Below are 12,397 nucleotides of genomic sequence, written 5' to 3'. Positions count from 1 at the left end.
ACATTCAGGGCGGGCACGATACTGATCTTTGAGGCCGTGGTTGACGAGTCGGCCATGTGCAGCACACCAGATGTATGGGGGCTCGAACTCGCAGGCCGGTGAGCCTGGTTGAGGCGGAGCAGCGGCGTTTGCAGGCGGCCGACTTATTCGAACAAGGGATGCGGCAGAACAAGGTCGCGGAGGTGCTCGGGGCGAGTCGGCAGGCGGTCAGCCTGTGGCACCGGGCCTGGCGGGAGGGCGCCAGCGACGCGCTGTTGTCCACGGGGCCGGGCGGCAACTCGTACCTGTCCGCCGAGCAGGAAGCGGAGCTGGAGGTCTTGCTGCGGGCCGGTCCGGTGGAGCACGGCTGGGAGGACCAGCGGTGGACACTGGCGCGGATCGGCAGACTGATCGAGGAGCGATTCGGCGTCACATACGAGCTCTCGGGGGTCTGGCGGCTGCTGGACCGTCTGGGCTGGTCCTGGCAGGTGCCCAAGGTGCGGGCCATCGAGCGAAACGAGGAGGCGAACTGGTGCACGCAGACGTGGCCGGCAGCTTCCCATCTGCGCAGGTCACGGCAGCCGGCGGATGGATCTGCTTCGAGGACGAGGCCGGGGCCTGGCTGAACGGCCCGGTCCGCCGCACCTGGGGCAAGGCCGGACACACCCCGGTGCTGCGGATGTCCGGCAAGCACAACGACAAGATCAGCATGGTCGCCCGGGCGTGCTTCAAGGAAGGTGCCGAGCCCCGGCTGATCTACGCGATCAAACAGTCCGGCGGCTCCACGAAGAAGGACTTCCCGCGCTTCCTGACCCTGCTCCACCGCCGCCTGGAGGGGCCGGTCACCGTCGTTTGGGACAACTACTCCAGCCACATCAGCGAACACGTGAAGCAGTACGCGCAGCGGCAGGACTGGCTCACGATCATCCAGATGCCGTCCTACGCACCGGAGTTGAACCCCGCGGAGCTGCTGTGAGCCCACACCAGGGAGAAGATCGCAAACCGGCCTTCCGTTCGATTGACGAGCTGCACCGGGCCACCCGCAGCGCCCTCCGGTACATCCAACGCCACCCCGAACTCCTCCTGGCATTCCTAGCAGGAACAGGGCCTCGAACTCACCCCACCAGCGTCAAGCCCGTAGTCAAAGATCAGTATGTAACTCGGGCATCAACACCCGGCGGCCTCGGCGAGGGTGACGAGCTCAGGCAGATGGGCGTGGTCGGCGACGTGGGCGTCGAAGCGGTGGCGAGCTACGGAGATCGCAGAGCGGCCGGGGGTGACGTGGGTGCGGTGGACGGCCTGCCCGAGGAGATCACGCAGGAGTTCCTTCGCCTGCCCGGCGGCGTAGATCTGCCGGCCGTAGGTCCCCATGTACCCCAACTCGGTCTTGAGGAGGGTGTGTTGTTCGGCGGTGACGTCTTCCCTGTTGCGACGCAGGAGTTCGCGGACGGTGCAGACGGCATCGCCCTGGCGGCCCGGCGGCCGTGCTGGAGCGTGAGCAGCCCGCCCGTGGAAACAGCACCAAGCCGGTGACCGGACGGTAGCTACCGGGCTGGACGGACGCCCGTAGATCCGGACCGACGGCGCTGGGCGACCGAAGACCTTCGGAACGGACTTCGATGCCTCGACGACCAGCCGGACTCTTGATCGGCGTGGACGCCATCATCCGGACCGAGGCAGGTGCGCCACCATCTCCACGCTGCGATCAGCGGAGGCTCCCGCTCGCAGTACAGGGGGCTGGAGCAACCGCGCCGGAACTTTGGCAGGCAGCACCACCTACAAAATTATCGCAAACGCCTTCATATCATCGCTTCACATACGGTCGGGCCATGCCCGTCTGCCCGCACCACGGCACCATCAGACGAGGAGAACCAGTGCCCCGCTCAGACCATCACGGCTCATCCGTCTCCCCCACCGACACCCGGTCACCGACTCGCCGTCGAATAGGCCGTGTCGCGCTCGTGGCGGGGGCGGCAGGTGTCGGCTTCGGCGGACTGTACCTGGGAGAGCTGTTGGTTTCCGGTAACGCAATACCCGCAGGCACCCAGGTAGCCGGGGTGAACATCGAAGGGCTGAGCCGCCCACAGGCACAGCACAAGCTGGACGAGACCCTGGGCACCGCCTGGACCGAGCCGGTGAAGGTACGCATCGCCGACCGCACCACCGCTATCAACGCGAGAGGCTTCTCGCTGGACAGCGCGGAGACTGTCGCGCATGCCGCACAGTCGAGGCTTGATCCGGTCACCGTGATCGGCCGCCTGTTCACCAACAACGACCATAAGGTCGAACCGGTGATCCGCGTGAAAGAGACCCAAGCACGCACCGCACTGGCCAGAACGGCCAAAGCACACGACCGGAAGGTCCGAGAGGGCGCCGTCACCTTTCGCAGGGGAACGGCGACGCCAGTAAAAGCCAGGCCCGGGCAGTCCCTGGACATGGACGGAGCGATCAAAGCGCTGGGTTCGGCGATCCCCGGCCGAAGCAAGGAACCGATCCGTCTACCGGTCCGTACAGCCGAACCCGTGATCGGGACGGCCGAGGTGGAACGTGCGATGAAGGAGTTCGCCACCCCCGCGATGTCGGCGCCGGTCACACTCGTCACGGGCAGCCGGAAAGTCGAGATCAGCCCGGCGACGCTCAGCAAGCACCTCACCATGAAGCCGGACAGCGCCCACCGGTTGAAGCCGCAGCTCGACAGCAAGGGCCTCCTGGCCGATCCGACGACGGCCAGTTCCTTCGCACAGGCCACCGACAAGGCGGTCAACGCACAGCTACGCCTGAGACACGGGCGCGTAGTGGTGGCCTCAGACGGCGAGCCCGGACAGGAAGTCACAGCCAAGACGCTTCATAAGGCCGTACTGCCGCTGCTGACCAGGACCGGGACGGCCGCCCGTACCGGAGCGGTGGCCACCGAAGAGATGAAACCCAAGCTGACCCGCGACAACTTCGCCCGCCTGGGCATCACCGAGCGAATGTCGACCTTCACGGTCAACTTCGAGCGGGCCCCGTACCGCACCACGAACATAGGCCGGGCCGCGAAACTGATCAACGGATCGGTCGTGCTACCTGACGAGACGTGGAGCTTCAACCGCACCGTTGGTGAGCGGACCAAGGCCAACGGGTTCGTCGAGGGCATCATCATCAACAACGACAAGTTCGAGAAGTCGGCCGGAGGCGGCGTCTCCGCGGTCGCCGCCACCACCTTCAACGCCATCTTCTTCGCCGGCGTACAGCCGGTGGAGCACGGGGCCCACTCCTTTTACATAGAGCGCTACCCCGAGGGCCGAGAAGCGACCGTTGCCTGGAACAGCCTCGACCTGAAGTTCAAAAACGACTCGGGCAACGCCATCTACATCGCCGCGCACGCCACGAACACCTCCGTCACAGTCACCTTCCTCGGCAACAAAAAGTACGACAAGATCGAATCGGTCACAGCCCCACGCACCCACCTGAAGGAGCCGAAAACCCGCCACGACTCCGGCGACGACTGCGTACCCCAGACGCCCCTCGAGGGCTTCAACGTGGCGGTCGACCGGGTCTTCAAGAACGGCGGCAAAGAAGTCGGGCGGGAGACCTACGAGACGCGGTACGTGCCACGCAACGAGATCATCTGCAGCGGCAAGGCCACCGACTGACCTGCAGAGGCCCCAGGGAAACATCCTCAAGGTCTGCACCGCCGGAAGTCCGGACAGCCCGGCCGGAGCGTCGAAGACATGGACGAGGGCAAGGAGCCGCAGCCGTCGGCGCCGGTCTGCTCGGCGTATGCGTCACAGGCTGCTCACCGCCGGGACGCGGTAGTTCTCGATGCGGCGCCCGCCAGGACGCTTGAGCAGATCCGCCCTTGCGTAGCCGCGTCAGCACCAGATCCAGCAACCCACTGGTCACGCGTGTACGCACGGGTGGAGGTGCGCGGTCCGGCCCGCGGTCCGCCCTGCTGGGTTGTGCTGTCCGGTGTCTGCCGCCCCCCTAGGGATTCAGGGCCGTGTCAAGCCTAGGGAGTTTCCCTGATGTGTGGTATATGCGCATGTTCTTGTATGGAGTCAGTGATCCGGTCAGACGAACCACACCACAGGCTCCCCGGAAGTGAACGCGATGTATGTCACCGACCTCGACAGCACCCGCCCCGAGACGGCAGGCGCCCCCCGGCACACCCGGGCCGGCGACCACCCCGCCCGCACCGCGTCCACCGAAAGCCTCTGCCCCGACCAGCGGGCCACGCCCGTCACCCGCGACCTCGACCACACCCCCCAGTCCGTCAGCCACGCCCGCCACCTCACCCAGCAATTCCTGGGCAACAGCCGCAACGACGCCGCCGAGGCCGTCGTGCTCGTGGTCTCCGAACTCGTCACCAACGCCATCGAGCACGCCCAACCCCCAGTGATGCTCCACCTGCACCGCGAGACCACCGGCAACCGCGTCTGGGTCGGCGTCACCGACGGCGGACCCGCCCCCGACGAAGCTTCCTGGACCTCCCCCCGCACCGACGCCGAACACGGCCGCGGACTGAGCATCATCGACACCCTCGCCGACGCCCACGGCACCCACCACCTCACCAACGGCACCGCCACCACCCACTGGGCCCGACTCCACACCACCTAAAACAGTCAGATCGTCATTGTCTGATGTGGGTCAGGCGCTGGTGCGTGACCTGGTGGAGGCGGTTGCGTTGTACCAGCAGACACACGTGCACGTCTCCCGTGACGGTTCCGTGTGCGAGGGGCCCCCGACTGCACCGGCCCACAGTCGGGGGCCCTCCGGATTTGACCGCGCCGATCACACTTTCGACATCACACCGAACAGGATCCGTCCTCGGGTCGCGGTACCTCATCAGGCTTTGGCCCCGCGCCCGAACCCCTCCACTGTCACTGCGGGCCCGCGGCGCCGAGAACCCCAGGGCGGGGGCCTTCAAGCGGGGCGGCGGCAGCCTCCGGCACCCCGCTCCGATAGACAGTTTCCGCTGGCCCCTGCAACCAGAACGCAGCCGCGCGCCTGCACGGACTAGCCGGTGCAGCACGACACAGCGCCGGCACCTGGCGCCGAGTGAGCAGGTTCCGTGGCACAGTGCGTGCTGGTTGACCATCGACGGGAGGAGAACGTAAATGCCCACCGGCACGGTGAAGTGGTTCAACGCGGAAAAAGGCTTCGGGTTCATCCTGCAGAACAGCGGCGGGCCCGACCTGTTCGTCCACCACACAGGCATCACCGGCCCCGGCTACCGGCAACTGCACGAGGGCCAGAAGGTCACCTTCGACGTCATCCAGAGCCACAAAGGGCCAGAGGCCGAGAACGTCACACCCGAATGAACACCGACACCGCACCGACTCCAAAGCCCCTCGCCGTCACCTGCACCCCACGCCAGCAACGTCAGTGGTCCAAGATTTCAGGTCAAGGGTGTCAAGCCTGGTGTGCTGCGGGCATGAGCAGCGGTTCCCTCGTACGTGCGCATAGCGACGCAAGGTGAAATGGCCTTTCTGGGCATAGAGTGCCGCATGATCGGCGTCCTGAGGGAGAAAACCGGTGCAGACAGCAGGGGTTCAGCTGGCGGGCGGTATGCGTGTACGGGCGATGGAAACAGCGGATCAACCTTCCGTGCTCGCCCTGATTGCAGCTGACCGCCTGCCCGGCCAGCCCGCACCCGACCCGCTTCTGGTATCGGGCCCGGCCCGCAACGGCCTGGCAGAAACGGCCACCCTGGTCCTGACCGACGGCGCCGGCCAGATCCATGGAGCAGTCCACGTCGCGCTCCGCAGCCACGACCACGCAGGACTAATCGGCTGGCTGCACGCCCAGGAAAACTTCGAGGCAGTGGCCGTGCTGATCGCTGCGGCACGCGCTCGCCTAGGCCCCGTACGGATGCTGTACGGCGGCACCGGGCCCACCCAACCCCCCGAAGTAGCTACCCATGCTCTGCCAGGCATCGCCGAGCACCACCATGCGGCCACCACCCGTGCCCTGCGCGCGGCCGGCTTCACGCCCGCCACCAGCCGCCTCTACCTCCACCACCCGCTCACGCCCACGCCAGCCCAGTCACACTTCCCCCTCGCCGAGGTGCGCCCTCTCACCGACCCGCCCGGCGTGCAGCTCACCCTGCTCGAAACGGACGGCAGCCCCTTGGCCACCGCCGTCCTGCACAGCAGCGACGACGGTCATTGGCTGTTGCGGTACCTGGCTGTCCGCGCCGGGTACCGCCACCGCGGCATCGGCTCCAACCTGCTCGCCCAGTGTCTGCAAATCGCCCACCTGCGCGGAGCCACCAGTCTCATCGCTCACACAGACGAAGACGACCACGCCAGCGCCCGCCTCCTCACCCACGCGGGCTTCGCCGCCGTCGACACCCTGACTATCCACCACCGCCGCCCCTGAGGGGAACCGGGCTGCCGCTCCCCCACGCTGACACGGGCAGTGGCCTTCCCCCGCTCGACCAGCTCGGCACTTCGGCCGTGGCCCAGTTCCGCCGCATGTGTGACAGGTGCAGCGCCGGGGCCCGACAGGGCCAGTACGGTCATCCGGCTCCCCCGTGATCACGCGCGCGTGAATGATCTGGCCGCTTGAGCCTTACGGATGCGGTCATGACAGGCGTCGCAAGCCACGACGATCGTGCGGCGCCCGTCCAGCATGACGCGCGTCCAGTCGGACAGCGGCCATCTGGCATGGGCGAGGGCCGGATGTGATGCACCCGGACATCACCGGTGGCTCCGCAGATCTCACGGGCATCCCCCAGGGGCCGAGTGATCAGCTCTTTTGTGTGGATGGTCCACCACCTAGACAGGACGGCGGTCGACGACGTTCGCCGGCCGCTGCTGCTGAAGAGATTCCACCGAACCTGACAACCAGTGGCTCCCTGCCCTTCCCACGGTCGGTGCCTGGAAAGGCACCGTCGTTGCCTCTTCAGGCACCGACAACACAGCTCGGACGGAAGAGCAACAGAATAGTCAAATCGAGGTCGTGTCCCGCGACGTGGTATAGGGGATCAAGCGCTGGGCGTTCCGGGTTCGAGGTCCAGGGAGATCTGTGCGGAGGTGGCATTCCACGAAGCCTCCTGGTAGGGCGAGTTGGGCGCCCGTTCAGGCCGAGCCGCCGTCCCTGGCCTGCGGATTCCAGCGCCTTGATCCCCTACACCACCTGACGGGACGCCATCCAAATCGACAGGATTGTCGGCAAGGAGAAGAGGCGATGAATGGCCGGCTGAGTGGCCGTGCGGCCTGGTCGCCGACGCTGATATCGGCATCGAGGCGTGACGCGCAAAGTACAGGCGGAGGTGGTGGGCTGGTATCGCCCGGTCATCCGGACACCGCGTGTCCGCCATCCTCGGTTAGATCTAGTGACGGCAGGTACGCCCGGGCAGAGGCAGGCCGAATAGGGACGCGTCGCCATGGCCCACCCGGACGCCAGTTCGTCGACCAGGAGATCGACCCGTGGGCCGTGGGCACGATCTACAGCATCGCGGGGGACGAGTACGCGCCCTGCTGCACCGCCGGTGCGCTCAGCGGGCGCTCATCATCAAGGACGTGCTGTGAGCCGGCGCCGCGCCGCTCTCGAACGGCAGCGGTTGCGCGCTGCGATCACAATGGGAGAACCTATGCCAGGCATCGACGACCTCCTCAGTCCCTCCACCGCCTACGCGCCTGCCAATGAGGCCGGCGGCGACTGGCGACGCAACGCGGTATGCACCGGCATAGACCCCGATCTCTTCTTCCCCATCGGTAACACCGGGCTTGCACTGCTGCAGATCGATGAGGCCAAGACCTTCTGCCGGCGCTGCCCCGTCATCGTGCAGTGCCTCCGATGGGCGCTCGAGTCCAACCAGCACCACGGTGTCTGGGGCGGCCGGTCCGAGGAGGAACGCCGCGCCATCAAGCGCCGCATCGCCCGTCAGGGGCTGGCAGCTGTTGAGTAATCCATCAGTGCCTCTCGGTCTCTGTTGTCTTGTGCCGTGACGGTGTGCGGTTCGCCGAGTGGGGATCGGTGCCTGATGGCGATCGCCTCGTGGTGGCAGCGCAAGGCGGAAGCTTCCTACCGCATCGGGGATGAGGAGTTGACGCCGTGGCGGCCGTGGTCGCTGCCCGCGCTGCGCAAGGAGTTCAACCGGGCCAAGTCCATCGACCCCAGGTTCGCCGGCTGGTGGCGGGAGAACTCGAAAGAGGCCTACAACACTGGGCTGGCGAATGCTGCCGCGGCGTTCGACAGCTACGCGAGGTCCAAGCAGGGCAGGCGCAAGGGGTAAACGACTCGGGATGCCCCGGTTCAAGTCGAAGCGCAAGGCGCGCCTTGCGTGCCGGTTCACCACCGGCACGCTCCGTGTCGAGTCGGACGGCCGGCATGTCACGCTGCCCCGGCTGGGCACCATCCGCACCCACGAACCCACCGTCAAGCTGTTGCCCCGCATCCGAGCGGGCACAGCCCGCATCCTGTCCGCGACCGTCCGGCACGAACGTGGAGACGGCCCGGGAGATCACCCGCGTCGACCGGCCCGGTGTCGCGGTCGGAGACCAGGACACGCCCCGCGTGTCGAAGCCCCGTGGAGCCGACCGTGAGACCCGTCGCCAACACCCCGGCCAAAATACCGGCCGGGGCGGGCGGGCAGGTGGCGCGAGCCTGCCGCACCAGCGGCAAAAGGAAACGGGAGACCGTCGTCAGGACACCGAAGCACAACCCACGCAAGGGTGACACCGACACGGACCTTCCAGACGGAAACGTCTGGAAAGCCGAGAGTCACTGAGACTCTGAGCAACGGGCCCGGAACACCGCGTGATCTTGGCGGCGGATTTCTCCGAACCAGGCATCGGCGACGTGGCGGGCGAGCTCAACAGCTGCTAGCCCCCTGACGTTTCCCTGGCCCCGGTCGGGTCACCCCTCGGGCAGTCGCTGGGCAACGCTTCCTCCACGCGCGGCGCCGTCGACGATCTCGCGGGCAAGTCGGCGGCTGTCGTCGCAGGTGGAGGCGCCGAATGCGACGAGCGCGTCGTCAACAGAGACGTGCCAGCGTTCCGCGAGGATGCCCATGGCCTGTTCCATGACGATGTGGCTGTTCAATTCGTTCTGGAGTCGGTCCCGTTCGACTCGGCCGCGCTCCAGGGCTCGCTGCTGGCCGCTGATGGTCGCCATGTTGGCCAGCGCCTGCACGAGCCGGTAGTTCTTCGCGGCGAGCGGGTCGGGGTCGGTTAGGAACTCGGAAGCCATGGGTGTGCCCCATTTGCGCTCCGCTTCGGCATGGGTGGTCCCCCATGCCTGGGCCAGCTCCTCATAGCTTGCGCCATCGCAGCGGGCGTCGCTGGCCGCGTTGTCGGCCAAGCATTCCACCGCGCCGGCAAGCTCACCCAGCGCCTCAAGATAGGCCAGCGGACTTGAGGGGTCCGCCATCATGCGTTCCTTACTCCAGCTACTGCTTCTGAGGCCTTCGGCAAGTCGGCGGCCCAGCTCCTCGGCGAGACCATGGGCATCGCCGATCAGCTTGTCCCGCTCTGTTGTGGTGGGCTCACGGTGCGGCAGTGACCTCATGTTCGTCCTCGAAATCCTGCAGCAGGGGGTGTTGCGCCGATGATCCATTGGTCGTGTGCGACCGCGTGCGGGCACGGCATCAGCAACACCCGCCGCCGGGCTACGCCACGTCTTGGGTCGGTGCGGATGCGGGACCAGGGACCGGAGCCGGCCGTTCGTGACCACCTGGTCATGGTCTGTGGCTTGCAGTACGTGGCGCGAGCAGTGGCCGTGGTGGCGACGGCTGCCCTGGGCCTCGTCGCGGTGAGAGACGCGCGCTGAGAAGAAATGGGTTCACCGTTACTCCCGACTGCATGCCGACCGGGGCCGGTATGTCCGCGACGTCGGGGGCCGGGACGTCTGGTTCTTTAACGGTACTACGCTTTGTTCGTGATCAGAAAACCCGACCTATAAACCTCTTTCATCCTGTCCGGTGAGGGTGAAACGTCCTGGTCAGCTGGGTGATGCCGAGTCTCGTTGTTGGCGTGGTGATACCACTCATTGCACATGCGACCGTAGGGGCCCTGTTGGTCTTCGTTTCCTGCCGTGCTGGACGTCCGGCACGAGCTGGTGGAGCATGTTTTCTGGCTTATCTACACCCGCAGGCGTGAAGTCAACTCGCGATGGTGGAAGCTCGGTTGCTTCAAGCGGGCCCTGGTGCTGGCCCACGTGCGCAGAACGAGACTGTCGGCAGGTCGGTGCCGGGTTCGGGGTGTCGGAGGTGACGGCCTGGCGGTACGTGAACGAAACCCTCGAGGTTCTTGCTTCCTGGGCGCCGGGCCGGCACGAGGCTCTGGTGTGTCCGGGCGACGGCGACTTCGTCGACGGCACCCTGATCCCACCGGCCGCATCAAGGCAGACGAGCAACGGCATGAACGTGCAGGTCATCGCGGCGCCGAACGGCCCACCCCTGTGGTTGTCCCAAGCAATGTCCGGCCGCTCTCATGATCTGTTCGCGGCCCGTGCTCGCGGTATCGTCCCGGCCTGCCTCACCCGCCAGATCCAAGTGCCAGCCGATTGGGCCTACCAGGGTGCCGGCGCCGCATTCCGTACGCTGTACGGCCTTACTGGTTTCCAGCAGTTCAATCATGATCATGCCGGGCTAGGGTTCCAGGGCGAATGGGCCCTTTGCCGGGCTGTAGTCCTGGCGGATCCTGCGCAAGGCACGCTGCTCGACCCGGCGCATAAGCCACACCGTCCAGGCCATTCGCACCCCCATGACATGCGAAATTCAGAATGAAAAGAGCGGCCGACTCAATGTGGGATATGGTCGGTGTCGATCTCTCCGGCGATGATCTGGCGGCCGAGCTCGACCAGGAGCAGGCGCTGCGCCCGGGCGTAGCTGCGCAGAGCGGTAAAGACCTCGTCTACCGAGCACTGCCAGCGCTCTGCGAGTACGCCCTTGACCTGCTCCAGCACGACACGGCTGTTCAACGCTTGCTGCAGTTGTACGCGTTCAAGCTGGCTTTGCTCCAAGGTACGCTGCCGCACGATGGTGATGGTGGCGATGTCGGCCATCGCCTGAGCGAGGATGACGTCCTCCGGGCTGATGGAACCCGTCTGAGTCTGGAACAGGTTCAGGGCGCCGATGACCCGATGGTGCAGCCGGAGCGGGATGGCGTGGGTGACCTCGAAGCCGATCCGGCGGGCGCTGGCGGTAAAGAGCGGCCAGGTCTCGGTCGCTTGGGGGCTGCGGAGGTTGATGTTGGTGCGCTGCCGTCCGGTGGTGTAGCACTCGACACAGGGGCCCTGGGAGTGCTGCAGGGCAAATACTTCCAGGATGCGGGTGTGCTCGTCTGAGGCGGCGATCAGCTGCAGTTCGTCGTGCGCGTCGGCCAGCAGGACGCCGGCCGCCGAGACGTTGAGGAGTTCCACGCTGTGCACCGACAGCCGGTGCAGGAGCTCGATGACGTCGAACTCGCCGGTCAGGGAATCCGCAACCTCCACGAAAACCTCGGTCACGTGCTGCTCGCGAGTCATGGCCATGGCGATCAGTCCTTGTCTGTGGTGGGGAGGGTTCGGCCGTCCCCGTTGTCGTCCAGACGCAGCCGCCGCGCGACGATGGCCTGGGCTACCTCGGTCAGGGGGCGGCCAGTGATGTAGACGTGGGCGCGCAGCCGCGCCATGGCCTGTGGCAGGGGCAGGCTGAGCTGGACACTGAGCATGCCGGTGGCTTGGTGGACCACCGCGCTGTGCAGGCCGTCCATGGGCCGCAAGAGGGCGGCACCCATGGAGTGTGGGGCGCTGCCGTTTAGGAACCGCGCGGTCAAGCCGGCGGCCAGGACCACGGCGTCGTCGGCCTGCTGCTCGCTCAACGGACCCGGGGTACGGCGCACAGCTGTGAGCACGCCCAGCCTGACAGCTCCGATTCCCAGCGGAAAGGCGAAGACCGCTCGCACCAGTGATAGCGCAGATGCCTCGGAGACCAGGGCGGACCATCGCTCAAGCGGCGTGGCCTCCAGGTCCGCGACCAGGACGATTTCACCGGTGCTGGCCGCATCGGTGCCAGGCCCCTGTCCGACGGTGAACTGCAGGTCCTCGAAGGTGCTGCTGAGATCGCCTGAGTGCCACAGGACCTCGTTGACCTGGTTCTGGTCCAGGATGGACACCGCCAGACCGTCGACGCCCAAGATCGCAGCGCTCTCGGTCACAGCGTCGATCCAGGAGCCTGTAGACAGGCTCTGCTGCAGCCCAGCCATCCGGTCGCTCATCATCGCCGACCACCGCGCAAATAGACTGTCATGACCGAGTTGGCTGCCACGTTGCCCTTTCGATCGGTGGGCCCCTGGCCGCCTGATTGGCCACCTAACCCACCCTAGCCCGCCGAGTAGCCGAGGGGATTCTCACTCCTCGGCTCTCACAGATCCGTACGTGACGATCTCTCGTCATACAGCTCTTGTCGTTCTGGTCACCAGCCGCGGGGGCGCGTGTGGTTCAGGCT

Annotated in this window: 12 protein-coding genes and 1 pseudogene; 9 read left to right on the top strand and 4 right to left on the bottom strand. The window is 66.5% G+C overall.

Going from position 1 to position 12,397, the window contains the following annotated elements; genetic code table 11:
* Positions 1–74 precede the first annotated feature (74 nt).
* Both OG331_RS49175 and OG331_RS49170 read left to right on the top strand, forming a co-directional pair.
* Positions 75–605, top strand: a complete 531-nt coding sequence (locus tag OG331_RS49175; RefSeq protein ID WP_406191362.1) for a winged helix-turn-helix domain-containing protein — start codon at positions 75–77, stop codon at positions 603–605.
* A complete protein-coding gene (locus tag OG331_RS49170; protein WP_406209504.1) occupies positions 512–955 on the top strand; it encodes a transposase in 444 nt (147 codons plus the stop codon). The genes OG331_RS49175 and OG331_RS49170 overlap by 94 nt, the downstream gene beginning before the upstream one ends.
* Before the next feature lie 191 nt (positions 956–1,146).
* Here the strand turns inward: OG331_RS49170 and OG331_RS49165 are convergent, their stop codons facing one another.
* Complete coding sequence (locus OG331_RS49165) at positions 1,147–1,350, bottom strand: hypothetical protein (RefSeq protein WP_406191364.1); 204 nt, start codon at positions 1,348–1,350, stop codon at positions 1,147–1,149.
* Between the two features lie 458 nt (positions 1,351–1,808).
* On the opposite strand from OG331_RS49165, the gene OG331_RS49160 reads away from it, so the two are divergent.
* The 6 genes from OG331_RS49160 to OG331_RS49135 all read left to right on the top strand — a co-directional run bounded on the left by OG331_RS49160 (position 1,809) and on the right by OG331_RS49135 (position 8,203).
* Positions 1,809–3,614 carry a VanW family protein gene (locus OG331_RS49160; protein ID WP_406191366.1) on the top strand — a complete coding sequence of 602 codons (1,806 nt, stop codon included), beginning with the start codon at positions 1,809–1,811 and terminating at the stop codon, positions 3,612–3,614.
* A gap of 457 nt (positions 3,615–4,071) precedes the next feature.
* Positions 4,072–4,578: an ATP-binding protein gene (locus OG331_RS49155; RefSeq protein ID WP_406209663.1), complete on the top strand. Its 507-nt coding sequence runs from the start codon at positions 4,072–4,074 to the stop codon at positions 4,576–4,578.
* Between the two features lie 500 nt (positions 4,579–5,078).
* The gene (locus OG331_RS49150; RefSeq protein ID WP_406191368.1) at positions 5,079–5,282 is read left to right on the top strand and encodes a cold-shock protein; all 204 of its coding nucleotides are present in this window, start codon (positions 5,079–5,081) and stop codon (positions 5,280–5,282) included.
* A 286-nt stretch (positions 5,283–5,568) separates the two neighbouring features.
* Entirely contained in the window at positions 5,569–6,342 is a 774-nt protein-coding gene (locus tag OG331_RS49145) for a GNAT family N-acetyltransferase (RefSeq protein WP_406191370.1), read from the top strand.
* Between the two features lie 1,216 nt (positions 6,343–7,558).
* Entirely contained in the window at positions 7,559–7,876 is a 318-nt protein-coding gene (locus tag OG331_RS49140; RefSeq protein WP_406191372.1) for a WhiB family transcriptional regulator, read from the top strand.
* A 75-nt stretch (positions 7,877–7,951) separates the two neighbouring features.
* Positions 7,952–8,203 (top strand): hypothetical protein, encoded by a 252-nt coding sequence (locus OG331_RS49135; protein ID WP_406191374.1) that lies wholly within the window; start codon positions 7,952–7,954, stop codon positions 8,201–8,203.
* Positions 8,204–8,826: 623 nt separating this feature from the next.
* Here the strand turns inward: OG331_RS49135 and OG331_RS49130 are convergent.
* Positions 8,827–9,477 carry a hypothetical protein gene (locus tag OG331_RS49130; RefSeq protein WP_406191376.1) on the bottom strand — a complete coding sequence of 217 codons (651 nt, stop codon included), beginning with the start codon at positions 9,475–9,477 and terminating at the stop codon, positions 8,827–8,829.
* A 464-nt stretch (positions 9,478–9,941) separates the two neighbouring features.
* On the opposite strand from OG331_RS49130, the pseudogene OG331_RS49125 reads away from it, so the two are divergent.
* Positions 9,942–10,751: pseudogene (locus tag OG331_RS49125) on the top strand (transposase family protein).
* Here the strand turns inward: OG331_RS49125 and OG331_RS49120 are convergent.
* Both OG331_RS49120 and OG331_RS49115 read right to left on the bottom strand, forming a co-directional pair.
* Positions 10,711–11,442 (bottom strand): ANTAR domain-containing protein, encoded by a 732-nt coding sequence (locus tag OG331_RS49120; RefSeq protein ID WP_406191378.1) that lies wholly within the window; start codon positions 11,440–11,442, stop codon positions 10,711–10,713. The pseudogene OG331_RS49125 and the gene OG331_RS49120 sit on opposite strands and share 41 nt — an antisense overlap.
* Positions 11,443–11,447: 5 nt before the next feature.
* Positions 11,448–12,107 carry an ANTAR domain-containing protein gene (locus OG331_RS49115; RefSeq protein WP_406191380.1) on the bottom strand — a complete coding sequence of 220 codons (660 nt, stop codon included), beginning with the start codon at positions 12,105–12,107 and terminating at the stop codon, positions 11,448–11,450.
* Between the last annotated feature and the right edge of the window lie 290 nt (positions 12,108–12,397).

Origin of the sequence: Streptomyces sp. NBC_01017 (assembly GCF_045162795.1) — a bacterium.
Classification (GTDB): domain Bacteria; phylum Actinomycetota; class Actinomycetes; order Streptomycetales; family Streptomycetaceae; genus Streptomyces; species Streptomyces machairae.
Note: the sequence above shows the minus strand (reverse complement) of the source record. Positions and strands in the feature narration are given on the sequence as shown.

What these genes read in the sequence shown, in the direction of transcription:
- OG331_RS49175 (WP_406191362.1), top strand. Translation starts at nt 75, where the DNA reads ATGGGGGCTCGAACTCGCAGGCCGGTGAGCCTGGTTGAGGCGGAGCAG.
- OG331_RS49165 (WP_406191364.1), bottom strand. Translation starts at nt 1,350, where the DNA reads ATGGGGACCTACGGCCGGCAGATCTACGCCGCCGGGCAGGCGAAGGAA.
- OG331_RS49160 (WP_406191366.1), top strand. Translation starts at nt 1,809, where the DNA reads ATGCCCGTCTGCCCGCACCACGGCACCATCAGACGAGGAGAACCAGTG.
- OG331_RS49155 (WP_406209663.1), top strand. Translation starts at nt 4,072, where the DNA reads ATGTATGTCACCGACCTCGACAGCACCCGCCCCGAGACGGCAGGCGCC.
- OG331_RS49150 (WP_406191368.1), top strand. Translation starts at nt 5,079, where the DNA reads ATGCCCACCGGCACGGTGAAGTGGTTCAACGCGGAAAAAGGCTTCGGG.
- OG331_RS49140 (WP_406191372.1), top strand. Translation starts at nt 7,559, where the DNA reads ATGCCAGGCATCGACGACCTCCTCAGTCCCTCCACCGCCTACGCGCCT.
- OG331_RS49135 (WP_406191374.1), top strand. Translation starts at nt 7,952, where the DNA reads ATGGCGATCGCCTCGTGGTGGCAGCGCAAGGCGGAAGCTTCCTACCGC.
- OG331_RS49130 (WP_406191376.1), bottom strand. Translation starts at nt 9,477, where the DNA reads ATGAGGTCACTGCCGCACCGTGAGCCCACCACAACAGAGCGGGACAAG.
- OG331_RS49120 (WP_406191378.1), bottom strand. Translation starts at nt 11,442, where the DNA reads ATGGCCATGACTCGCGAGCAGCACGTGACCGAGGTTTTCGTGGAGGTT.